At 71.2% G+C, this 22,246-nt stretch carries 20 protein-coding genes; 3 read left to right on the top strand and 17 right to left on the bottom strand.

What is annotated here, in order from left to right:
- Positions 1-107 precede the first annotated feature (107 nt).
- The 9 genes from V2W30_RS32260 to V2W30_RS32220 form a co-directional block, all read right to left on the bottom strand.
- Complete coding sequence (locus V2W30_RS32260) at positions 108-1,625, bottom strand: NCS1 family nucleobase:cation symporter-1 (protein WP_338702032.1); 1,518 nt, start codon at positions 1,623-1,625, stop codon at positions 108-110.
- A 108-nt stretch (positions 1,626-1,733) separates the two neighbouring features.
- Positions 1,734-2,753, bottom strand: coding sequence for a TIGR03842 family LLM class F420-dependent oxidoreductase (locus V2W30_RS32255; protein ID WP_338702031.1), 1,020 nt, complete (start codon positions 2,751-2,753; stop codon positions 1,734-1,736).
- A gap of 11 nt (positions 2,754-2,764) precedes the next feature.
- Positions 2,765-4,171, bottom strand: coding sequence for a dihydropyrimidinase (hydA, locus tag V2W30_RS32250; protein WP_338702030.1), 1,407 nt, complete (start codon positions 4,169-4,171; stop codon positions 2,765-2,767).
- A 22-nt stretch (positions 4,172-4,193) separates the two neighbouring features.
- Positions 4,194-5,036, bottom strand: a complete 843-nt coding sequence (locus tag V2W30_RS32245) for a nitrilase-related carbon-nitrogen hydrolase (RefSeq protein ID WP_338702029.1) — start codon at positions 5,034-5,036, stop codon at positions 4,194-4,196.
- A 111-nt stretch (positions 5,037-5,147) separates the two neighbouring features.
- Positions 5,148-6,707 (bottom strand): PucR family transcriptional regulator, encoded by a 1,560-nt coding sequence (locus V2W30_RS32240; RefSeq protein ID WP_338702028.1) that lies wholly within the window; start codon positions 6,705-6,707, stop codon positions 5,148-5,150.
- A 3-nt stretch (positions 6,708-6,710) separates the two neighbouring features.
- Complete coding sequence (locus V2W30_RS32235; RefSeq protein WP_338702027.1) at positions 6,711-8,009, bottom strand: aspartate aminotransferase family protein; 1,299 nt, start codon at positions 8,007-8,009, stop codon at positions 6,711-6,713.
- 74 nt (positions 8,010-8,083) lie between these two features.
- Positions 8,084-8,926, bottom strand: coding sequence for a nitrilase-related carbon-nitrogen hydrolase (locus V2W30_RS32230; protein ID WP_338702026.1), 843 nt, complete (start codon positions 8,924-8,926; stop codon positions 8,084-8,086).
- A gap of 138 nt (positions 8,927-9,064) precedes the next feature.
- A complete protein-coding gene (locus tag V2W30_RS41715) occupies positions 9,065-9,577 on the bottom strand; it encodes a hypothetical protein (RefSeq protein WP_425244621.1) in 513 nt (170 codons plus the stop codon).
- A 922-nt stretch (positions 9,578-10,499) separates the two neighbouring features.
- Positions 10,500-10,751: a helix-turn-helix transcriptional regulator gene (locus V2W30_RS32220; RefSeq protein ID WP_338702025.1), complete on the bottom strand. Its 252-nt coding sequence runs from the start codon at positions 10,749-10,751 to the stop codon at positions 10,500-10,502.
- An 88-nt stretch (positions 10,752-10,839) separates the two neighbouring features.
- Between V2W30_RS32220 and map the strand changes: the two genes are divergently transcribed.
- Positions 10,840-11,607, top strand: coding sequence for a type I methionyl aminopeptidase (gene map / locus V2W30_RS32215; protein ID WP_338702024.1), 768 nt, complete (start codon positions 10,840-10,842; stop codon positions 11,605-11,607).
- Between the two features lie 36 nt (positions 11,608-11,643).
- On the opposite strand, the gene V2W30_RS32210 is transcribed toward map, so the two are convergent.
- The 3 genes from V2W30_RS32210 to ggt form a co-directional block, all read right to left on the bottom strand.
- On the bottom strand, positions 11,644-12,312 hold the full coding sequence (locus V2W30_RS32210) for a response regulator transcription factor (RefSeq protein ID WP_338702023.1): 669 nt from the start codon (positions 12,310-12,312) through the stop codon (positions 11,644-11,646).
- Positions 12,309-13,466, bottom strand: a complete 1,158-nt coding sequence (locus V2W30_RS32205) for a sensor histidine kinase (RefSeq protein WP_338702022.1) — start codon at positions 13,464-13,466, stop codon at positions 12,309-12,311. Before V2W30_RS32205 ends, V2W30_RS32210 begins: the two co-directional genes overlap by 4 nt.
- Before the next feature lie 77 nt (positions 13,467-13,543).
- Positions 13,544-15,379 (bottom strand): gamma-glutamyltransferase, encoded by a 1,836-nt coding sequence (ggt, locus tag V2W30_RS32200; RefSeq protein ID WP_338702021.1) that lies wholly within the window; start codon positions 15,377-15,379, stop codon positions 13,544-13,546.
- Positions 15,380-15,482: 103 nt separating this feature from the next.
- On the opposite strand from ggt, the gene V2W30_RS32195 reads away from it, so the two are divergent.
- Positions 15,483-16,241, top strand: coding sequence for a hypothetical protein (locus V2W30_RS32195; RefSeq protein WP_338702020.1), 759 nt, complete (start codon positions 15,483-15,485; stop codon positions 16,239-16,241).
- Between the two features lie 191 nt (positions 16,242-16,432).
- Here V2W30_RS32195 and V2W30_RS32190 read toward each other — a convergent pair whose 3' ends face one another.
- From V2W30_RS32190 to V2W30_RS32170, 5 genes are all read right to left on the bottom strand, one after another.
- Complete coding sequence (locus V2W30_RS32190) at positions 16,433-17,302, bottom strand: amino acid ABC transporter permease (RefSeq protein WP_338702019.1); 870 nt, start codon at positions 17,300-17,302, stop codon at positions 16,433-16,435.
- Positions 17,299-17,943, bottom strand: coding sequence for an amino acid ABC transporter permease (locus V2W30_RS32185; RefSeq protein WP_338702018.1), 645 nt, complete (start codon positions 17,941-17,943; stop codon positions 17,299-17,301). The genes V2W30_RS32190 and V2W30_RS32185 overlap by 4 nt, the downstream gene beginning before the upstream one ends.
- Positions 17,944-17,954: 11 nt before the next feature.
- On the bottom strand, positions 17,955-18,866 hold the full coding sequence (locus V2W30_RS32180; RefSeq protein ID WP_338702017.1) for a glutamate ABC transporter substrate-binding protein: 912 nt from the start codon (positions 18,864-18,866) through the stop codon (positions 17,955-17,957).
- A 19-nt stretch (positions 18,867-18,885) separates the two neighbouring features.
- Positions 18,886-19,629, bottom strand: coding sequence for an amino acid ABC transporter ATP-binding protein (locus tag V2W30_RS32175; RefSeq protein ID WP_338702016.1), 744 nt, complete (start codon positions 19,627-19,629; stop codon positions 18,886-18,888).
- Between the two features lie 130 nt (positions 19,630-19,759).
- Positions 19,760-20,212, bottom strand: a complete 453-nt coding sequence (locus tag V2W30_RS32170; protein WP_338702015.1) for a DUF6278 family protein — start codon at positions 20,210-20,212, stop codon at positions 19,760-19,762.
- A gap of 177 nt (positions 20,213-20,389) precedes the next feature.
- On the opposite strand from V2W30_RS32170, the gene V2W30_RS32165 reads away from it, so the two are divergent.
- On the top strand, positions 20,390-22,168 hold the full coding sequence (locus V2W30_RS32165) for an SGNH/GDSL hydrolase family protein (protein ID WP_338702014.1): 1,779 nt from the start codon (positions 20,390-20,392) through the stop codon (positions 22,166-22,168).
- Positions 22,169-22,246: the final 78 nt, after the last annotated feature.

Here is a 22,246-nt window from a genome sequence, read left to right as displayed (position 1 = left end):
CTCCCGTCGTCCCTCGCGTACGGCTGTCAGCGTACGACGAGGGCGACGGGAGCGGCCGGGAAGCGGGTCACCGGACCAGGATCACGGGCGTACGGGACGCGCGGCCGTCATTCCCGCCGCCGACCGGCCATCAGCCCCACGTACACGAGCAGCGACGCCCCGAGCCCCACGGCCCACCCGTAGTCCGCGAGCGGCTTGAGGAACGGGATGATGCCGTCGACCGGGAACGGCCCCGCCTTGTGGCCCTGCGCGTCCACCGTCGAGTACGAGCCGCCGACCGCCAGCACGCCGCCCACCACGAACGCGGCCACGGCTCGCCAGTTCCATCCCGCCGAGTACCAGTACCGGCCTCCGGCGACGTACAGGTCGGCGAGGTGCAGCACCGTGCGCCGGATGATCCAGTAGTCCGCGATCAGGATTCCGGCCACCGTGCCGAGCAGCCCGCCGACGACGCCGAGCCACGTGAAGATGTACAGCTCCGGGGTCGACGTCAGCTTCCAGGGCATGACCAGCACGCCCACGATGCCGGTGATGATCGCGCCCGTACGGAAGTTGATGACCTTCGGGGCCAGGTTCGCCAGGTCGTAGGCCGGGGACACGACGTTCGCCGCGATGTTCACGGAGATCGTCGCCACGAAGACGGTGATCAGCGCGAAGAGCAGCCCGAAGACGTTGTCCGTCTTGCCGGCCAGCGCGACCGGGTCCCAGATCGGCGCGCCGTACACCTTCTCCGAACCGGCCGTCACGAGCACCGACATCAGCGCGAACAAGGTCATGGTCGTCGGCAGTCCGAGCGTCTGCCCCCAGACCTGCGCCCGCTGCCCCTTGCCGAAGCGCGTGAAGTCCGGGATGTTCAGGCTCAGCGTGCTCCAGAAGCCGATCATGCCCATCAGGCCGGGGAAGAAGACCTTCCAGAAGTCCGGCCCCCAGCCGACCTTCGACGGCTCGTGCAGCAGCGGCCCGAACCCGCCCGCCTTGTTCGCGATCCAGATGAGCAGCACCACCGCGCCGACGAGGACGAACGGCGCCGCCCAGTTCTCGAAGCGGCGCAGGGTGTCCATCCCCCGGTAGATGATGGCGAGTTCGAGCACCCAGAAGATCACGAAACAGAGCCACAGCGTCCACGGGTAACCGCCGACCTTCCCCGCGTCGGCCCAGCCCCCGAAGATCTTCCCCAACAGGACGAAGATGCCCTGTCCGCCGATCCACGTCTGGATGCCGAACCAGCAACAGGCCACCGCCGCCCGCACCATGGCGGGCAGGTTGGCCCCGCGGATGCCGAACGAGGCGCGGGCCAGGACCGGGAACGGGATGCCGTACTTCGGCCCGGCGTGCCCGGTCAGCAGCATCGGCAGCAGCACGATGACGTTGGCGAGGCCGATGGTGAGCACGGCCTGCTTCCAGTCCATGCCGAGCGCCACCAGGCCCGAGGCCAGCGTCCAGGACGGGATGCAGTGCGCCATGCCGATCCACAGCGCGACGAAGTTGTACGTGGTCCAGCGGCGTTCGGCGAGCGGCACGGGCCGCAGGTCGTCGTTGGCGTAGCGGCTGTCGGCGGGGTAGGCGTCGGCGGTCAGCTCGACAGGGCCCGCGGGTATCGGTGGTGGGGCGGTGGTGTCGGTCATGGCGAGGCCAATCGGTGAGAGGTTCCTACGGGGGACGGGGGAACATGGCCATGCGGGTGCCGTGAACTTCCGTGGGGGGTGGGGGCGTTGCCGAGTCGCCGGTCGTGATCACGCGTTCACCGCCGGGATCACATCCCGGCCGTACGCGTCGATCACCGCCTCCTTGGCGTCGTGCATGTCGTACAGGGCGAACTGGTCCACGCCCAGTTCCTTCAACCGCCGCATCTTCGCCACGTGGTGGTCGACCGTGCCGATCACGCAGAACCGGTCCACGATCTCGTCCGGCACGAACTGCGTGTCCGGGTTCCCGGAGCGGCCGTGGTGCGCGTAGTCGTACCCCTCGCGCGCCTTGATGTACTCCGTCAGCTCGTCGGGGACCACCGACGAGTGCGCGCCGTACTTCGACACGAGGTCGGCGACGTGGTTGCCGACCATCCCGCCGAACCAGCGGCACTGCTCGCGCGCGTGGGCGAGCGCCTCCGGCGAGTCGTCCTCGGTGACGTAGGCGGGCGCGGCGACGCAGATCTTCACGTCCGACGGGTCGCGTCCGGCGGCGACGGCCGCGTCCCGCACCGCCTGCACCATGTACTCGGTCAGGAACGGATCGGCGAGTTGCAGGATGAACCCGTCCGCCTCCTCGCCCGTCATCTTGAGCGCCTTCGGCCCGTACGCGGCCATCCAGACGGGGAGTTCGGCGCCTTCCCGCACCCAGGGCAAGCGCACGACGGCGCCGCCGAGGTCCGCCTCCTCGCCCCGGCCCAGCGCCCGGATGACCTTCATCGCGCCGCTGATCCGGGCGAGGGTGTTGGGGGTGCGGCCCGCGACCCGCATCGCGGAGTCGCCGCGCCCGATGCCACAGACCGTGCGGTTGCCGTACATGTCGTTGAGCGTCGCGAAGGTGGAGGCGGTCACCTCCCAGGTGCGCGTGCCCGGGTTGGTCACCATCGGCCCGACGATCAGGTGTTGCGTCTCGGCGAGGATGCGGCTGTAGATGACGAACGGCTCCTGCCACAGCACGGCGGAGTCGAACGTCCACCCGTGCGTGAACCCGGCCCCTTCGGCACGCTTCATCAGTTCCACGACCCCGGAAGCCGGCGGGTCGGTTTGCAGGACGAGTCCGAAGTCCATCGGAGAACCCCTTAGTTCAGGTACTGACAGGTGCCGCGCGGGGTGTACGTGCCGTGTCCGGCGCGGCCGGTGAACTCCCGCTCGGTGATGACGAGTTCGCCGCGCGACAGGACCGACTCCACACGGCCGGTGAGCCGCTTGCCCTCGTACGCCGAGTAGTCGACGTTCATGTGGTGGGTGTCCGCCGAGACGGTCTGCTCGGCGTGCGGGTCGTAGATGACGATGTCGGCGTCGGCGCCCGGCGCGATGGTCCCCTTCTTCGGGTACAGGCCGAACATCCGGGCCGGCGAGGCGCACGCGATCTCGATCCAGCGCCGCCGCGTGATGTGACCGTCGACGACCGCCTGGTGCAGCAGGTCCATCCGGTTCTCGACGCCCGGCATGCCGTTGGGGATCTTCGAGAAGTCGCCGCGGCCGAGTTCCTTCTGGCCCACGAAGCAGAACGGGCAGTGGTCCGTCGAGACGACCTGGAGGTCATCGGTGCGCAGCCCGCGCCAGAGCGCCGCCTGGTGGTCCTTGGGCCGCAGCGGGGTGCTGCACACGTACTTCGCGCCCTCGAAGTCGGGCTCGGCGAGGTTGTCCGTCGACAGGAACAGGTACTGCGGGCAGGTCTCGCCGAAGACGGGCAGGCCCTCGTCGCGCGCCCGCGCCAGCTCGGCCACGGCCTCCTGCGCCGACACGTGCACGACGTACAGCGGCGCCCCTGCCACCTGCGCCAGCTTGATCGCCCGGTGCGTCGCCTCCGCTTCGAGGAGCGCCTTCCTGACCTCGCCGTGGTAGCGGGGATCGGTCTCGCCGCGGGCCAGCGCCTGCTCGACGAGGACGTCGATCGCGATGCCGTTCTCGGCGTGCATCATGATCAGCCCGCCGTTCTCGCCGGCCCGCTGCATGGCGCGCAGGATCTGCCCGTCGTCGGAGTAGAAGACGCCCGGGTACGCCATGAACTGCTTGAAGGAGGTGACCCCCTCCCCCACCAGCAGATCCATCTCCTTGAGCGTCTCGTCGTTGACGTCGGAGACGATCATGTGGAAGCCGTAGTCGACGGCGCACTGCCCGTCCGCCTTGGCGTACCAGGCGTCGAGCCCCTCGCGCAGGCTGTGGCCGACGCTCTGGATGGCGAAGTCGACGATCGTCGTGGTGCCGCCCCAGGCCGCGGCCCGTGTACCGGTCTCGAAGGTGTCGGCGGCGAACGTGCCGCCGAACGGCATCTCCATGTGGGTGTGGGCGTCGACGCCGCCCGGGATGACGTACTTCTGCGCGGCGTCGATGGTGCGCGCGTCCGTCCAGGACGCGGCGGTGTCGCTGCCACTGGCCGCGAGGGCCACCACACGGCCGTCCTCGATGAGGACGTCGGCGTGCATCTCGTCGGCGGCGGTGACGACGAGACCGCCGCGGATGACGGTACGGACGGCGCTCATGCTCTCCTCCAGGTACGGACGGTCAGGGACGGGTCAGGGGCGCGTACGCCTGCGGGGCGCGGTCCCGGTAGAACTGCCAGCGGTCGCGGACCTCGCGCAGTTTCGCCAGGTCGAGATCGCGGACGACGAGTTCGGGCGCCTTGTCGTCGGCGACCTCGCCCACGAACTGGCCCTCGGGGTCGACGAAGTAGGACGTGCCGTAGAAGTCGTTGTCGCCGTACTCCTCGACGCCGACGCGGTTGATGGCGCCGACGAAGTACTCGTTGGCGACGGCCGCGGCGGGCTGCTCCAGCTGCCACAGGTAGCGGGACAGGCCGCGCGAGGTGGCGGACGGGTTGAAGACGATCTGCGCGCCTTCGAGGCCGAGCGCGCGCCAGCCCTCGGGGAAGTGCCGGTCGTAGCAGATGTAGACGCCGATCTTGCCGACGGCGGTGTCGAAGACGGGCCAGCCCGAGTTGCCCGGCCGGAAGTAGAACTTCTCCCAGAAGCCCTTGACCTGCGGGATGTGGGTCTTGCGGTACTTGCCGAGGTACGAGCCGTCGGCGTCGATGACCGCGGCCGTGTTGTAGAGGACGCCCGGCTGTTCCTCCTCGTACATGGGCAGGACGAGCACGATGCCGTGCTCGCGGGCGAGTGCCTGGAAGCGCTGGACGATCGGCCCGTCGGGGATCGCCTCGGCGTACTCGTAGAACGCCGGGTCCTGCACCTGGCAGAAGTAGGGGCCGTAGAACAGCTCCTGGAAGCACAGGACTTGGGCGCCCTGCGCGGCGGCGTCACGAACGGCCTGTTCGTGCACCTTGATCATGGATTCCTTGTCGCCGGTCCATGCGGTCTGGAAGATCGCGGCGCGGATCACGGGGCTCATCGGGACCTCCGGCTCAGGGGCTGCTCGGTGTGCCCACGACGATAGGAACCGGCCGCGCCCGTGGCCGAGTCGCACCGTGTCACGTCCCTGGCCGCCCGGCGTTGCACGGTGTCACGCGCCGCTCTGCGCGTCGTGCGCGAGCAGGGCGATGTGCACGGACGCGGCCTGCTCGAAGTCGTCGAGGTCGACGCCGAGCAGCGCTTCGATGGCCTCCAGACGGCGGTAGAGGGCGGGCCGGCTCATGTGGTGGAGCACGGCGGTACGGGACTTGTTGCGGCCGGTGGCGAGGTAGGTGCGCAGCACGGGGAGCAGGTCGTCGCCCGCGTCGTCCGCGTAGAGCAGACCGTCGAGCTCCCGCTGGGCGAAGGACTGGACGCGCGGGTCGTCGCGCAGCAGCCTCATCAGACCGCGCAGACGTACGTCACCGAGGCGGACGACGGGCGGCAGGTCGGGCGGCGCTCCGGCGACGGCCTCGGCGACGTGCAGCGCCTCGCGCAGCCCCTCGGGCACGTCCTCCCAGGCCGCGCGGGCGGGGCCCGCCGCGACGACGGCCGGTTCACCGGTCTCGGCGCGCAGCCGGGCCGCGAAGTGGGCGGCGAGCGGGTCGGCGGCCTGGTCGCGGGCGAGGCTGAGCAGTACGGCGGTGGAGTGCTCGGCGAGTGCGGCGACGAGCCCGGACAGGCCCAACAGGCGCCGCACCCGGTCGAGTTGGGCCGGATCGCCGTCGCGTACGACGAGGGGGACGAAGGTGCGCCGGTTCACGGGGAGGCCCGCCGCCCTCGCCCGGGGCAGCAGCTGCCGCGCGGGCACGGCCCCGGAGACCAGGTCGGCGAGGAGGCACCGCGCGGACTGCTCCTCCCAGCTCACGGCGGAACCGGTGAGCATCCGGTGCAGGACGAGGGCCTCGGCGGCCCGGTCGGCCAGGAGCCGCCCCGAGGCGCCGTCACCGCGATAGCCGCACAGCACGACGGAACCCCACCGCTCCCCGCGTCCGCCGAGGTCGGCGGCGACCCAGCCCTCGCCGTCGATCCCTCCGGGGCGGCGGGCGATCCGGTCCCAGTCGCGCAGCACGTCGTCCACGGCGGGGCGCTCCCCCGCGGTGGCGAGGACGCGGTGGGCGAGGTTCGTGACGACGACCGGGCAGGCGCTGTGCGCGGCGACCTCGTCGAGCAGCCGTTGCAGCGGGGCGCCCGCCGTGATCAGTCCGGTGAGCGCGGTCCTGATCCCCTCGGACAGGCTGACGGCCGCGAACTTCCGCCGCACCAAACGGGACTGGACCTCTTCGGTCAGCTCGGCGAAGGGGAACGGGCGGTGCAGCACCACCATCGGCAGGCCGTAGCGCTCGGCGGCGCGCCGCATGTCGTCCGGAGGGGCGGGGAAGGCGCGACCGAGGCCCAGGACGACGGCGGCGGCCTCGGCGCGGTGCAGCGACTCGATGTACTCGGTGCGGACGTGCGCGTCTCCGGCGAGCAGCACGCCGGTGGTGAGGATCATCTCGCCGCCGCTGAGCATGACCCCGACGTCGGCGGCCTCCGCCACGTGCACCCAGCGCACGGGCCGGTCGAGGTGGCCGACCCCCGCGACCACCTCGGGCTCCCCCGCGGCGATGCGCTCCAGGGCGAGTATCTGCCGTACGGATAGGGCGTGTTCGGGACCGGTCGCCGTGAGCACCGCCTACGCGACCTCTCGCAGGGCCCGCTCCAGGATCGCCGCGCCTTCCTCCGCCTCCGCCACCGTCAGGGTCAGCGGCGGCGCGATCCGCAGGACGCTGGTGTCGTGGCCGCCGCCCTTGCCGATCAGGAGTCCCTGCTCGCGACAGGACTCCAGGACGGCGGCCGCGGTGTCGGGGGCCGCCTCGTCCGTCCCCGGCCGGACCAGCTCGACGCCGATCATCAGGCCCCGGCCGCGCACCTCCCGTACGGCGGCGGTGCCCGCCGCGATGGCCCGCAGCCGCTCGATGAGCAGACCGCCGACCCGGCGCGCGTTGCCCTGGAGGTCGTGTTCCAGCAGGTACGAGAGGTTGGCGTTGCCCGCCGCCATGGTGATCGGGGAGCCGCCGAAGGTCGAGATGGACTGGGAGTCCAGGGAGTTCATGACGTCGGCGCGGGCGACGACCCCGCCGATCGACATGCCGTTGCCGATGCCCTTGGCGAAGGTGAGGATGTCCGGCGGCCCGGACTGCCCGTGCGCCTGCCAGCCCCAGAAGTGGTCGCCGGTGCGGCCCCAGCCGGTCTGCACCTCGTCCGTGATCCACAGGATGCCGTGCTCCTGGAGGACCTCGCGGAACCGCGCGTACAGGCCGTCGGGCGGCGCCGTGAACCCGCCGACGCCCTGGACCGGTTCGGCGATCAGCGCCGCGACGCCGCCGCGCGTCTGGCCGAGCATGTCGCGCAGGTCGGCCACGCACGCGTCGATGAACGCGGCGTCGGACAGCCCCGCGTACGGGCCGCGGCCGCGCACGCCTCCGTGCACGTACAGCGTCTGGAGCGGGGACAGGCTGGTCGGCGACCAGTTCTTGTTGCCGGTGATGCCGACCGCCGAGAAGGAGCGGCCGTGGTAGCTGTTGCGCATCGCCAGGATCTGGTTCGAGCGGCGGTACGCGGTGGCGAGGAGCAGCGCCGTGTCGTTGGCCTCGGTGCCGGACGTGGTGAAGAAGACGCGGGCGTCGGGGATGCCGGACAACTGCGCGACGCGCTCGGCGAGTTCGACCATCGGGCGGTTCAGGTACAGCGTCGAGGAGTGGATGATGCGGCCGGCCTGCTCGCTGACCGCCTTGGTCACCTCGGGCAGCGCGTGGGCCGTCATCGTCGTCAGGATGCCGCCGAAGAAGTCGAGGTACTTCTTTCCGTCGGCGTCCCACACATGGCGGCCCTCGCCGTGCGTGATCTCGATCGGCTCGGCGTAGTACAGGGCGAGCCAGTCCGGCAGGACGGCGCGGTGGCGGGCTTGCAGAGAGGCACGGTCGGGGGTCATCACGGCTGCGGCGTCCCTTCGTCGTTCACGGCTCTGAGGTGCTGTGGCTACGGCTGCTGCGGCTATGCCCACGGCTACGGCTGGACGAGTCCCTCGTAGGCGTCGGGGCGGCGGTCCCGGTAGAACGCCCACTGCTGTCGCACCTCGTCGATGAGCCCGAAGTCCAGGTCACGGACGACGAGTTCCTCGGCCTTGTCGCTCGCGACGTCGCCGACGAACCGGCCGCGCGGATCGACGAAGTAGGACGTGCCGTAGAAGTCGTTGTCGCCGTACTCCTCGACGCCGACGCGGTTGATGGCGGCGACGAAGTACTCGTTGGCGACGGCCGCGGCGGGCTGCTCCAGCTGCCACAGATAGCCGGACAGACCACGGCTGGTGGCGGAGGGGTTGTAGACGAGCTGCGCGCCGTTGAGGCCCAACTGCCGCCAGCCCTCCGGGAAGTGGCGGTCGTAGCAGATGTACACGCCGACCTTGCCGACGGCCGTGTCGAAGACGGGCCAGCCCGCGTTCCCCGGTTTGAAGTAGTACTTCTCCCAGAACCCCTTGACCTGCGGGATGTGGTGCTTGCGGTACTTGCCGAGGTAGGAGCCGTCGGCGTCGATCACGGCGGCCGTGTTGAAGTAGAAGCCGGACTGCTCGACCTCGAAGACGGGCACCACGATCACCATGCCGGTCTCGCGGGCGAGTGCACGCATCCGCGTCACCGTCGGCCCGTCCGGCACCGGCTCCGCCCAGCGGTAGTGCTCGGGCTCCTGGACCTGGCAGAAGTAGGGGGCGTTGAAGACTTCCTGGAATCCGATGACCTGCGCCCCCTGGCGGGCGGCCTCGCGCGCGTGCTCCTCGTGCTTGGCGATCATGGATTCGGTGTCGCCCGTCCAGGTGGCCTGGACGAGTGCGGCGCGTACGACAGGGGCCATGAGCCGCTCCTTTGCCTGATCCTCTACGCCCGTAGACCGGGTCGTAGAGGGACGAACGTAAGCCCACCCGGAAGGCTTGCCAAGACCATCGTCGTTAACCCGCTGGATCGATCTCGTTTCGCACCCGCCCGGGTGACCTCAGGCGGTGAATCCCGCGACGCGCAGCGCGTGGACCACGTCCCAGTAGCGCGCGTCGGAGACGCGCAGCGCCGCCTCCACGATCAGCGGGACCAGGCGGACGGGGTCGGCCTGCGCGCTGCGGGCCGCCTCCTCCGGCGTGCGGCTGCGGACGTACGTGTCGAGGAGCGCGCGGGCCTCGCGGTGCCGCCCTTCGGCGTCGAGCCGGCCGACGGCGCCGCCGATCTCCTCGGGCGGGCGGCCCACGCCCTGGCGCAGCACCTGTTCGCCGTCGGCGGTCCTGCCCGCCGCGGCGAGGGCGTCCGCCGCGGCGACGAGCCGTTCGGGCGGCAGGGAGGCGGCCTCCCACAGCAGCGTCGTCCAGTCGGCGCCCAGGCCGGCGCGCTGGAGTTCGGCGGCGAGCAGCGGGAGGCGGGTGGCGGGGCCGTGCACGGCGTCGACGAGGACGCTGTGGGCCTCGCCGCTCCGGCCCGCCGCGCGGAGCTTGAGCAGGATGCCGATCGCCGCGGCCACCTCCTGGCGGGCCTGGGGGTCGGCGGGGGCCGGGGCCGGCGCGGCCGGGGCCTCCTGGGGGCTCCGGCGAAGCGGGCGCCGCGCGGGGTGGCGACGTCCGTCAGGGGAGCGGGGGCGGGGTCCGGAGTCGAGGAGCGCGGGGAATCCTCCGTCGGCATTCCGGCGAAGCGGGCGCTGCCCTGGGCCCGGCGCTTGCGTTCACGCGGCGCGGGTTCCTGCCGAGACGGTGGCGGTGGCGAAGAGGCGGCGGGAGGCGGCTGCGGGTGGTTCATCGCCGGGTGCGCGGCCGACGCCGTCGCGCGCGTCAAGTCGTCGAGCCTGGTGCGCAGTTCGGCCAGCCGGGCCGTCGCGCGCTCGTGGTCGTCCCGCACCCACGCGAGGTCGAGGCGGGCGGCGTCCGCCTCCTGCGTCGAGGTCGCCGCGTCGAGGCGGCGGGTCAGTTCCTGGCGGCGTTCGGTCGCGTACCGCTGTTCGCGGGCCATGACGTCGATCCGCTCGGCGAGCGCCGCACGGCCGCCGGGTCCCGCGTCGTACGCGCGCCGCCGCCCGGTGCAGGGAGCGCGCCCCGAGAGCCTCGCGTTCCGCCCACGCGGGGCCGTGCGCGGCGGCGAGGTCCCTGAGCAGCGAGTCCACGACGTCCCAGGGCGGCACCTCATGCCCGTCGAGGCAGGCCCGCATCCCTTCCGGGTCGCGCTGCCAGAACACGCCGCACCAGCCGGCGCCCTGGTCGACCCGGGAGACGAGCCCTCGCAGGAATGTCGCGAACTCCCGTACCGCCTCCGGGAGTTGTTCCACGTCCGTCACGCGCCTCCGCCGTTCCCCCGCACCTTGGAGCCTTACGCTCCGGAAGGAAACACCCCGTGTGTTACGGGGCTGCTACGCGCAGTTTTCCGGGGTGGCACGCGGCCGCACAGTCGATGCCTCAGGCAGGCACCAGCGCACACCGCACGACGAGCTCGTCCATCGACAGGCCCAGCTCACGGGCGAGGGCGGCGACGGTGAAGAAGGCGGGGGTCGGGGCCCGCCCCGTCTCGATCTTGCGCAGCGTCTCGACGGAGATCCCCGCGCCCGCGGCCACCTCCGTCATGCTGCGCCCGAGGCGCGCCGCACGGAGCAGCCGCCCGAGGTGCTCGCCGCGTTCGCGCTCTTCCGGTGTCAAGGGGGTTCGGACCATGACCCCAGTGTAGCGGACGGCATATTTGAATACCGGTTTTCTGTACCGGGTTTCTATACCGGATACAAATACCGGTATACTTATTGGCATGGTGGAACTCAAGACGGATACATCGATGGACGCGATGCGGGAGGCGGGCCGCGTGGTGGCGCAGTGCCTGGCCGCCGCACGCGAGCACGCGGCCGTGGGCGTGAGCCTGCTGGAGCTCGACGAGGTGGCGCACGAGGTGCTGCGCGAGGCGGGCGCCACGTCCCCCTTCCTCGGTTACCGCCCCTCCTTCGCGCCGACCCCCTTCCCCGCGGTGCTCTGCGCGTCCGTGAACGACGCGATCGTGCACGGCATCCCCGACGGCTACCGGCTGCGCGACGGCGACCTCGTGTCCCTCGACTGCGGCGCGCAGCTCGGCGGCTGGGCGGGCGACTCCGCGATCAGCTTCACGGTGGGCACACCGCGCCCCGCCGACCTGACGCTCATCGAGACGACCGAGCGGGCCCTGGAGGCCGGAATCGCCGCGGCCGTGGTCGGCAACCGGATCGGCGACATCGCGCACGCCGTCGGCACGGTCGGCCGCGCGGGCGGCTACGGCATCCCGCAGGACTTCGGCGGGCACGGCATCGGCCGGCGGATGCACGAGGACCCGCCGGTGCCGAACGAGGGACGCGCGGGCCGCGGCATGCGGCTGCGCCACGGCATGGTCCTCGCCATCGAGCCGATGCTGATCAGTGGCGGCAAGGACGACTACCACGAGGCGTCGGACGGCTGGACGCTGCGCACGAACGACCGCTCGCGCGCCGCACACGCCGAGCACACGGTGGCGATCACGGACGCGGGTCCCCGGATCCTCACGGCGCTCTGAACCCGGCCACCCGCACCGCCCGCCCGCGCGCGACCCTTATCGGGACGGCGCCACGATCCCCAACTCGTACGCGATGATGACGAGTTGGACCCGGTCCCGGGCGCCCAGCTTGGTGAAGAGCCGGGCCACATGGGACTTGGTGGTGGCCATGCTGATGTACAGCTCCTCGGCGATCTCCTGGTTCGAGCGCCCGAGCCCCACCAAGGTCAGCACCTCCCGCTCCCGCTCCGTGACCCCCTCCACGGAGCGGGACGGGCGCACGGGCAGGACCCCCGGGTCCCGCCCCACGAAGTCCGCGATCAGCCGGCGGGTGACGGCGGGCGCGATGAGCGCGTCCCCCGCGGCGACCACCCGCACCGCGGCCAGGATGTCGTCGAGCGCCATGTCCTTGACGGCGAACCCGCTGGCCCCGGCGCGCAGCGCCCCGTACACGTGGTCGTCCTCGTCGAAGGTGGTCAGGACGAGGACCCGGGCGGTGTCGCCGTCGGCCGCGGTGATCCGCCGGGTCGCCTCGATGCCGTCCATGCCGGGCATCCTGATGTCCATCACGACGACGTCGGGCCGCAGACGCGCGGCCAGCTCGACCGCCTCGGCCCCGCCGCCCGCCTCGCCGACGACCTCCAGATCGTCCGTATCCGCGATGAGGACCCGCAGTCCGGAGCGGACCAGCGGCTGGTCGTCGACGAGCAGGACCCGTACGGTCATCGCTCCCCTCCCGGCAGCGGGACGCGCGCCAGGACCCGGAACCCGCCCTCGGGCCTCGGTCCGGCGCTGAACTCCCCGTGCAACAGACTCACGCGCTCCCTCATCCCGGTGATCCCGAACCCCGTACCCGAGGATCCTGCCGCGGCGCCCCGCCCCTCGTCCAGGATCTCCAGGACCAGCTCCCGCTCCCCGTGCGCGACCCGCAGGCGGCACGTGTCGGTGCCCGCGTGCCGGACGACGTTCGCGAAGGACTCCTGCACGACGCGGAACGCGGACGCGTCGATGTCCGGCGGCAGCGGACGCTGCTCTCCCTCGCGTACGACGTCGACGCGCACGCCCGCGTCCCCGGTCTCCGCGACCAGCCGGTCGAGGTCCGCGAGGCCGGTCCCCGGGGTGAGCGGCGCCTGGTCGCCGGGTTCGGCGCGGCGCAGCGCGACGAGGGTGCGGCGCAGCCCGGACAAGGTCTCGCGGCTGGTCGCCTCGATGGCCTCCAGGGCTGCCCGCGCCTCCGCCGGCTGGGTCTCGATGACACGGCTCGCGACGCCGGACTGGATGGCGATCACGCCGATGCTGTGGGAGACCATGTCGTGCAACTCCCGTGCGATCCGCAGCCGTTCGGCGGTCACCGCCTCGGCGACGGCCTGGCCCCGCAGGGCGGCGGCGTGCTGGCGCCGCTCCCGGGCCCGCAGCCCGACCATGCAGGCCACGAGGAGCGCGAGCAGGGCGATGACGTTCAGGGCGATGAGGTCGGGCGGATGCGCGAACCCGGCGATCGCCCCGGCCTGGAAGAGAACGGACAGCGTGATCCCGACGATCCACTCCCGGCGCGGCCGGACCGCGACCAGATGGCCGAGCGCCATGTCGGCCGACACGAACGCGAACAGGGTCGTCTGCCGCGCGCCGTCGTCGTCCCACGGCGCGGGCGTCGGCACCAGGGCCACCGCGACGACCGTGCCCAGCAGGATCGCGGTGAGCCCGAGTAACGGCGCCCGGCGCACCGCTCCCACCAGCAGCACGGCGGTGAGGGCGATTCCCAGGGCGCGCACGATCGGCTCCGCGTTCGACGACCCGAAGAGCGGCAGGGTCAGGGCGAACGGGTACAGGGCGAGTCCGCACGCGGCGATCGTGCGGTCGGGTTTCGTCAGGGCGTTCACATCGGCGAGCGTACGAGCGCCGCCCGCCGCGGACATCGGCCCACGGGATGCATCCCGTGGGCCGATACGCGGGTGCGTCACCGGGTGGGGCTGACCACCATGGCCGAGCCTCCGCCGCGCCGCACCTTCTCGGCCGCGGCGAGCCACTTCCCGTCCGGCAGCCGCTGCACACCGGTGGCGGCGCCGATCTCCGGGTTGAGCTTGAAGGAGTGCCCGATGCCTTCGAGTGCGGTCCTCAGCGCGCTGTTGTCGTAGAGCCCGGGTTCGAGCTCGGTCTGCGCGGCGTTGCGCTGGCTGGCACGGGGCGCCGCGATCGCGTCGACGAGCGGCAGCCCCCGGTCCAGGAACCCGGTCAGGGTCTGGAGCACGGTGGTGATGATGGTGGCCCCGCCGGGCGAGCCCAGCGCCACCACCGGCCTGCCGGCCTTGTCGAGCACGATGGTCGGCGAGATGGACGACCGAGGCCGCTTGCCGGGACCCGGCAGGTTCGGGTCGTGCACGGCCGGGTTGGCCGGCGCGAAGGAGAAGTCCGTCAGTTCGTTGTTGAGCAGGAAGCCGCGATCCGGCACCGTGATGCCGCTGCCGCCGGTCGACTCGATGGTGAGGGTGTAGGCGACGACGTTGCCCCACTTGTCGGCGGCCGTGAGATGCGTCGTGTTCTCGCCCTCGTACGTCGTCGGGGCCGCCTGGTCGCCGGCCGTTCCGCACCTGCCCGGGTGGCGCGGATCCCCGGGCGCCACCGGGCTGGTCAGCACCGCGTCGTCCTTGATGAGGCACTCCCGCGCGTCGGCGAACCGCTGCGACAGGAGCTGCTTCGTCGGTACGTCCTCGAAGGCCGGGTCGCCGACCCAGCGCCCCCGGTCGGCGAACGCGATCCGGCTCGCTTCGATGAACCGGTGCAGGTACCGCACGTCGGACGCCTTCGAGAGGTCCGTGTTCTCCAGGATGTTGAGGGCCTCGCCGACGGTCGTGCCGCCGGACGAGGACGGGGCCATCGAGTAGACGCCGAGCCCGCGGTACGACGTCTTCGACGGGGCCCGGTACTTCGCGGCGTACGCCTTCAGGTCCTTCGCGGACAGCTTTCCGGGGCGTGCCCGATAACCCGAGGCGGGGTCCACCGGGGGCGCGTTGACCGTGGCGACGACGTCCTCGCCGATGTCCCCTCGGTACAGGGCTCCTACGCCCTTGCTGCCCAGCTCCGCGTAGGTGCGGGCGAGGTCGGTGTTCTTGAACGTCGAGCCGACGACCGGCAGCTCGCCGCCGGGCAGGAACAGCTTCGCCGTGTCGGGGAACTTCCGGAAGCGGGCCTCGTTCGCGGCGGTCTGCGAGCGGAAGGTGTCGTCGACGGTGAACCCGTCCCGCGCGAGCCGCTCCGCGGGCTTCAGGACGGAGCCGAGCCGCTTACTGCCCCAGGCGTCGAGCGCGGACCGCCAGGTGGCCGGGGTGCCGGGCGTGCCGACGCCGAGGCCGCTGGTCACCGCGTCGCTGAAGGCGAGCGGCTTGCCGTTCTCCAGGAACAGATCGGACCCGGCGGTCAGCGGCGCCGTCTCTCGGCCGTCGATCGTGTGGACCTTGCGGGACTTGGCGTCGTAGTAGACGAAGTAGCCGCCGCCTCCGATGCCCGACGAGTACGGCTCGGTGACGCCGAGGGCGGCCGCGGTGGCGACGGCGGCGTCCACCGCGTTGCCGCCGTCGCGCAGCACCTCGATCCCGGCGGCCGATGCGTCGGCGTCGACGCTCGCCACGGCACCGCCGTAGCCGACGGCGACCGGAACCTTCGCGGGAGCGCCGGAGGAAGCGGAAGGGGCGGAAGAAGGAGCGGATGCGGAGGAAGGGGGTACCGCGGCCCCGACCGCCACCATGCTCGCCGCGACCGCGCACAACGACAGATTCCGCCCAACTGAACGTCTCATCAGTACCTCCAGTCAACAGCCGTCCGCGCAGCGTAACTTGACTTCCGCGGGCCGTCAGGACCCCCTCGAACACCGGTGCGCTGGTTGGCTAGAGTGCGCCCCCATGACTGAAGACGTGCGCAACATCGTCCTCGGCCTGATCGCAGCGGGCATCAGCGCCTCGCTGGGCTGGCTCGCCCGTACCTACCTGTGGCGGCGCAAACTCCGCCGCAAGCAGGCCTTCTTCGGGCTGCCCGACAACTCGGAGTCGCTGCTCGTGGTGAACCGCGACGCGGGCGGCCCCGAACTGACGGTGAAGCGCCACGACGTCTTCGCACTCCTCGAACTGTCCGCGCTCATCAAGGACTGCGGCGCCCACGCGCAGGTGGTCGCGCACGACACGGCGCAGCAGGGCTTCGGCGAGCGGACGGAGTTCTGCGTCGGCGGGCCCGCCTCCAATCGCAGGATGGCGGCGCACATGGTGAGCCTGCTGCCCGGGATCCGCGTGAACAGCGACCCGGAGCCGGGTCCCGACCGGGGCGCCTTCCAGATCGGCTCGGAGCGCTACCGCCTGGAGCCCGGCAGGACCGAGTACGTCGTCCTGGCCCGGCTCACCGCGGGCGACGCGAAGGAGGCCAGACCGGTCTTCCTCTTCTGCGGTCAGCTGCCCATCACGAACCAGGCCGCCACCCGCTATCTGGCCCGCCATCACGAGCGCCTCGCGCGCAAGCACGGCAACAGCTCGTTCGTGCTGCTCCTGAAGGTGGTCAACTCGGGGGCGTACGGCCCCGACGTCGTCGAGCTCGTCGACGACGTCACAAGGGCGGCCCAGACCCCGCTCCCCGCTGCGGCCGTGCCGCGCGCCTCGCACCGGGCCAAGTAGTTCCACAGGGTCCCGGGAATCTCGGGCCCCGAAAACCAAGGAGAGCGGTGCCCCCGTCGCGTACGAATGCGACCAGGGCCCGCTCGGCCTCGGCAAGCAGGCACGTCCCGCCCCGTGCACAGCTGACCTTCCGCTCACGGACGTGAGCAGTGATCTCCGGCTGCTGGTCGGGGACGGCCCATGCTTTCCGGCTACTGCACTCCTGGCAGCAGCGTCCCGGGTTCGGCAGGCGCGACATCCGCCGCCTCTGTCTTGGGATTGCGCCGCTGACGCTTGGCCACCCACTGGGCGAACCACGACAGCAACATGCACATCCCGATGTAGATCGGCGAGATCACCATCACCACGGGGATGAAGGGCAAATCGTAGTCGAGGTTCGACGCGATGAGTTTCCCGGCGTGGAGGAACTCCTCATAGGTGATCAGATAGCCGAGCGAGGTGTCCTTCAGGGCGACCACCAGCTGGCTGATGATGGCCGGCAGCATGGCCCGTACCGCCTGCGGCACCAGCACGTGCGCCATGACCTGCGTCTTGCGCATGCCGAGCGCGTACGCCGCCTCGCGCTGCCCGCGCTCCACCGAGTTGATGCCGGAGCGGAACACCTCGGCGAGCACGGAGCCGTTGTAGAGCGCCAGTCCGGTGACGAGCGCGGGCAGCGGCTCGACCTTGAGGGCCACGTAGATGAAGAAGATCATCACGAGGACCGGCATCGCGCGGAAGAACTCGACGAACAGCGTGGCGATCCAGCGCACCGGCCGGTGGTCGGAGAGCCGTCCGACGGCGAGCACGGTGCCGAGGACGAGGGAGAGCACGGCCGCGAGGGCGAAGGCCTTCAGCGTGTTGCCCAGCCCGCGGAGCAGCAGTTCCTGGATGCCCTTGTACTCGAAGGGCATCCACTTCGTGTGCGTGAACTGGTCGGTGTCGAACAGGAGGTAGAGGATCCAGCCGGCCAGGGCGAGCACGGCGAGCGTCGAGAGGAGGCCGTAGAGCTTGTGCCGGCGTTCGGTCTTCGGGCCCGGGATGTCGTAGAGGGCGGTGGCGCTGTGGTCGAGGGCTTTCATCGGGCGACTCCCCAGCGCTTCTCGAGGATGTTGAAGAGCGCGCTGATGGCGAGCGTGATGACGAGGTAGCCGAGCGCGATCCAGACGAACGTCCAGATGATGTTGTAGCCGAGCTCACTGAGCGTCTTGTACGTGCCGAGCAGCTCGGTGACGCTGAAGGCGCCCGCGATCGCCGAGTTCTTGGCGAGCGCGATGAGCGTGGAGCCGACGGGCGGGATCACGGACCGGAAGGCCTGCGGCAGGATCACGTGAGCCAGGGTCTGGCTGAACGTCATCCCGAGACTGCGGGCCGCCTCGCCCTGCCCCCGGGGCACGGTGTTGATGCCGGAGCGCAGCGCCTCGCAGATGAACGCCGAGGTGTAGCAGCCGAGCGCCAGGACCGCGAACACGGTGAAGGGCAGCACGAGTCCGAAGCGCGGCAGACCGAGCAGCACGGCGAAGAACAGCAGCGTCAGCGGGGTGTTGCGCAGCACGGTGACCCATGCCGTCCCGAAGGCCCGGAAGGAGCCGACGGGCGCGACGCGGAACGAGGCCATGACGAACCCGAGGACCAGCGCAAGGACCGAGGCGTAGACGGTGAGTTCGACCGTACCGAGGAAGCCTTTCCAGTACGTCGAGAAGTTGTCGGTCAGGACATTCACGTGACGCCTCCTCAGTTCGCCGGGTAGCGGTCGATGGCGGGCGGCTTCGGGGCGGGCACGCCGGACAGGCCGAGCGTCGCGTCGTAGGCCTTGTGCCAGTCCCCGTCGTCCTCGCGCTGCCGGAGCGCGTCGTCGACGGCGAACCGCAGCGCGTCGTCGCTCCTGGGGACGCCGACGCCGTAGGGCTCCTGCGAGAACGGCTTGCCGACCAGCTTCAGCTCGTCGGGCACCTTGGCCGCGTAGCCGAGCAGGATCGCGTCGTCGGTGGTGACCGCGTCGACCTGGTAGGTCAGCAGGTTGTCGACACAGATCGAGTACGTGTCGTACGCGACGAGTTCGGCCTTCGGGTAGTCGGCCTGGATGCGCTGGTACGGGGTCGAACCCGCCGCCGAGCAGACGCGCCGGCCGGCGAGGTCGTCCGGGCCGTGGATGTCTTCCTCGTCGCTGCGCACGAGCAGCGACTGGCCGGCCATGTAGTAGGGGCCGCCGAAGCCGACGAGCTTCTTGCGGTTGTCGTTGATGGTGTACGTGCCGACGTAGTAGTCGATCTGCCCGTTCTGGAGGGCGGTCTCGCGGTTCGCGGAGGCGATCGTCTTGAAGGCGATCTTCTTCGGGTCGAGGCCGAGGGAGGCGGAGACCATCTTGGCGATCTCGATGTCGAAGCCCGAGTAGACGCCGTTGGCGGGGTTCTTCTCGCCGAGGTACGGCTGGTCCTCCTTGGCGCCGACGACGAAGTGGCCGCGCTTCTTCGCCTTCTTCCACGTCGCGGAGTCGGGCAGCGAGAACCCTTGCGCGATCGGGTACTTGGGCAGTTCGGCGGCGGACGGTCCCTTGACGGGAGGGGAGCCCTCCTTGCCGCAGGCGGTGGCGGCGGCGGCCGTCACGAGGAGCGCGGCGAGCAGCCGCAGCGACTTGGCGATCATCAGGTGCTCCACTCCCCCGTCAGTGCTTGAGGATCTTGGAGAGGAAGTCCCGGGCGCGCTCGCTCTCGGGGTGCGTGAAGAACTCCTCGGGGGCGCGGTCCTCGACGATCTTCCCGTCCGCCATGAAGACGACGCGGTCGGCGGCGGTGCGGGCGAACCCCATCTCGTGGGTGACCACCACCATCGTCATGCCGTCCCGGGCGAGTTGCTGCATGACCTCGAGGACCTCGTTGATCATCTCGGGGTCGAGCGCCGAGGTCGGCTCGTCGAAGAGCAGGGCCTTGGGGTCCATGGCGAGGGCGCGGGCGATGGCCACGCGCTGCTGCTGACCGCCGGACATCTGCGCGGGGAACTTGTCGGCGTGGGCGGCGAGTCCGACCCGGTCGAGGAGTTCGCGGGAGCGCTTGTCGGCCTCGTCCTTCTTGCGCTTCCTGACCTTCACCTGGGCCAGCGAGACGTTCTGGAGGACCGTCTTGTGCGCGAAGAGGTTGAAGGACTGGAAGACCATGCCCACTTCGGCCCTCAGCTGGGCGAGGGCCTTGCCCTCCTCGGGCAGCGGCTGTCCGTCGAGCCGGATGGACCCGGACTCGATCGTCTCCAGTCGGTTGATCGTCCGGCAGAGCGTCGATTTGCCCGACCCCGAAGGGCCGATGACCACCACCACCTCCCCCTTGCCGACGGTGAGGTCGATGTCCTGGAGGACATGCAGCTCCCCGTAGTACTTGTTCACGTCACGCAGCTCGATCAACGGATCGACGGCCATGGCAGTCCCTGCCCACTCTCAGCTGTGTCGGTCCGCGCAAACTATCCACGCCGATATGGGACTTAACTGACGACACGCACTTATGGGCATTAACCGTATTTGCGGCTCAACTGCGTTACGGGGTACGGGCCTACGATTCCGCGGCCTCCGCGTAGAACTGGGAGAGTTCGGGGGCGCCGCTCGCGGCCCAGGCGTGGCCGGTCTCCACGACGTCGATCTCACGGCCGGAGGCGAGCCGTACGACCGGCTGCCCGTTGGGCCAGATCACCCAGGACGCGCCCGGCACCTGGTGCACCAGGACGGTGCCGAGGTACAGCCCCGCGTCGTTGCCGAGCCAGTGCAGCACCTCCTCGTCCTCCCGCCAGCGCGGCACGAGTTGGTCGAGCGCCTCCAACGACCCTACGGAGTCGTCGAGTTCGACTCCGGCCGCCTCGGCCTGGGAGCGCAACAGCTCGCATTCGGAGAGGAGTTCGGCGAGGCCCCCGTCGCTGCCGTCGCCCGCGTCGCCGTCCGCGCCGAACACGCCGATACCGAAGGCGGGGCTGTGCTTCTTGCGCCAATTAGCCACGAAAGGGATCTTCATACCGCACAGACTGGCATCCGTGCCGGGTCGCGCACCACAGGCGCGCGGGCCACGTTGCGGCTCGGGTTCGCGGCGAGTTCGCGCCCGCTTCATACGCGGCTCATTGACGCGTTCCCGCCCCCTCCCTACGTTCATGGCGCACCTGTCTCACCGGTCACACGATGGAGGGAGCCGGTCTTGCGCCGACGTACCTGGGGAACAACCGCCGTCCTACTGGCCGTCTGCGCGGGTCTCGCGCCGGTGGGCACGGCGCAGGCCGCCCCCGGCGGATCCGAGCCGCTCCCTCTGCAGCGGCTCTTCGACAACCGGGCGGTCAGCGACGACCGAGCGCCGGGCGAAGCGGACTTCGACGGCACGGGCGGTTCGCTGTCCGCGCAGGATCTGACGGCCGCGGGGTGGACTCCCGGTCGCGGTCTGGGAGTTGAGCGGGCGCGCCTGACGTGGCCGCGATCGGCCGGCGGCGGCGCCGACAACGTGACGGCGGACGGGCAGCGGGTCCGGGTCAGCGGGCGCGGCGACGCCCTCGCCTTCCTGGTGGCGGGCACGGGCGGCGACGCCGGCGGGGCGGGCACGGTGCGGTACGCGGACGGCTCCCGGTCCGCGTACACGCTGACCGCGCCCGACTGGCGGACCGGTCCGCTCGCGACGAAGGCGGTCGCGCTGCCCCACCGGAACACCCCGGACGGCCAACTCACGGAGAAGACCAAGCTGTACGTGGTGACGGTGCCGGTGCGGACGGGCCGTCAGATCACCTCCGTGGAACTGCCGGAGGCGACGGCGGGCGGCGCCGCGCTGCACGTGTTCGCGCTGTCGGTGCGGGCGCGCACCACGGGCTGGACGGGAACGTGGTCGGCGTCCACGGCCGGATACCCGACGGTGGGCCCATGGGTGGACCGCACGGTGCGGCTCGTCGTGCACACGAGCACGGGCGGACCCCGGGTGCGCGTCCGGCTCGACAACACCTTCGCCTCGACGCCCGTGCGGATCGGCGGCGCGTCGGTCGCGGTGCGGGAGTCGGGGGCCGGGGCGCGCGGCACGCCGGTGCCGCTGACGTTCCGGGGCGCGACGGGGACCGAACTCCCGGCGGGAACGCAGGCGTTCAGCGATCCGGTGGACTTCGACGTCCCCGCGGACGCCGATCTCCTGGTGAGCTTCCATCTGCCGGACCCTGTTGCCGCGGCGCCCGTGCACAGCCAGGCCATCCAGCGCTCGTACGTGAGCGGGCCCGGGGACCACGCAGGTGAGGCGGCGGGCACGGCGTACACGTCGACGATCTCGTACTGGCCGCTGCTGACCGGTGTCGACGTCGGCGGCGGGCCCGGTTCGGTGGTGCTGCTCGGCGACTCCATCACGGACGGCGTGAAGTCGACCCAGGACGCCAACCACCGCTGGCCGAACGTGCTCGCGACACGGCTCCTCGCGCAGTCCCGGGTGCCGCGCTACGGGGTCCTGAACCAGGGCATCTCGGCGAACAAGGTCGCCACCGACCGGTACGTGGGCGACGGGATCTCCACGGACACGGGCGGCGTGAGCGCACTGCACCGACTGGACCGGGACGTGCTGGCCCAGACGTCGGCCCGTACGGTCGTGGTGTTCCAGGGCGTCAACGACGTGCGATGGGGCGCGAGCGCCGAGCAGGTCGTGGCGGGGCTGCGGGAGATCGTGGCGCGGGCGCACGCGCGGGGGCTGCGGGTCGTCGGGACGACGATCACCCCGTGCGAGGGCGAGGCGCTGTGCACGGCTGCCGCCGACGCGGAGCGGGTCGCGGTGAACGCGTTCGTGCGCGGCCCGGACTCGGGGTTCGACGGGGTGCTGGACTTCGACGCGGTGGTGCGGGACCCCGCGCACCCCTCGCGGATACGCGCGGAGTTCGACAGCGGGGATCACTTGCATCCTGGGGATGCGGGGCTGAGGGCGCTGGCGGAATCGGTGGACCTGCGCGTTCTGGAGCCGTAGTTGGTCTGCGGGTGAGTGGGGGCTGGTCGCGCAGTTCCCCGCGCCCCTGAAATGCAGACGCTTCGCGTCGCATTTCCC

The sequence above is a fragment of the Streptomyces sp. Q6 genome, from assembly GCF_036967205.1.
Lineage (GTDB): Bacteria > Actinomycetota > Actinomycetes > Streptomycetales > Streptomycetaceae > Streptomyces > Streptomyces citrinus.
This window is presented reverse-complemented; position numbering and strand designations above follow the sequence as displayed.

Bases quoted from the DNA above. Each gene is read 5' to 3' on its own strand.
- V2W30_RS32195 (WP_338702020.1), top strand. From the start codon at position 15,483: ATGACTGAAGACGTGCGCAACATCGTCCTCGGCCTGATCGCAGCGGGC.
- V2W30_RS32180 (WP_338702017.1), bottom strand. From the start codon at position 18,866: ATGATCGCCAAGTCGCTGCGGCTGCTCGCCGCGCTCCTCGTGACGGCC.
- V2W30_RS32170 (WP_338702015.1), bottom strand. From the start codon at position 20,212: ATGAAGATCCCTTTCGTGGCTAATTGGCGCAAGAAGCACAGCCCCGCC.
- V2W30_RS32210 (WP_338702023.1), bottom strand. From the start codon at position 12,312: ATGACCGTACGGGTCCTGCTCGTCGACGACCAGCCGCTGGTCCGCTCC.
- V2W30_RS32255 (WP_338702031.1), bottom strand. From the start codon at position 2,753: ATGGACTTCGGACTCGTCCTGCAAACCGACCCGCCGGCTTCCGGGGTC.
- V2W30_RS32245 (WP_338702029.1), bottom strand. From the start codon at position 5,036: ATGAGCCCCGTGATCCGCGCCGCGATCTTCCAGACCGCATGGACCGGC.
- V2W30_RS32190 (WP_338702019.1), bottom strand. From the start codon at position 17,302: ATGAAAGCCCTCGACCACAGCGCCACCGCCCTCTACGACATCCCGGGC.
- map (WP_338702024.1), top strand. From the start codon at position 10,840: ATGGTGGAACTCAAGACGGATACATCGATGGACGCGATGCGGGAGGCG.
- V2W30_RS32230 (WP_338702026.1), bottom strand. From the start codon at position 8,926: ATGGCCCCTGTCGTACGCGCCGCACTCGTCCAGGCCACCTGGACGGGC.
- V2W30_RS32260 (WP_338702032.1), bottom strand. From the start codon at position 1,625: ATGACCGACACCACCGCCCCACCACCGATACCCGCGGGCCCTGTCGAG.
- V2W30_RS32235 (WP_338702027.1), bottom strand. From the start codon at position 8,009: ATGACCCCCGACCGTGCCTCTCTGCAAGCCCGCCACCGCGCCGTCCTG.
- V2W30_RS32175 (WP_338702016.1), bottom strand. From the start codon at position 19,629: ATGGCCGTCGATCCGTTGATCGAGCTGCGTGACGTGAACAAGTACTAC.
- ggt (WP_338702021.1), bottom strand. From the start codon at position 15,379: ATGAGACGTTCAGTTGGGCGGAATCTGTCGTTGTGCGCGGTCGCGGCG.
- hydA (WP_338702030.1), bottom strand. From the start codon at position 4,171: ATGAGCGCCGTCCGTACCGTCATCCGCGGCGGTCTCGTCGTCACCGCC.
- V2W30_RS32220 (WP_338702025.1), bottom strand. From the start codon at position 10,751: ATGGTCCGAACCCCCTTGACACCGGAAGAGCGCGAACGCGGCGAGCAC.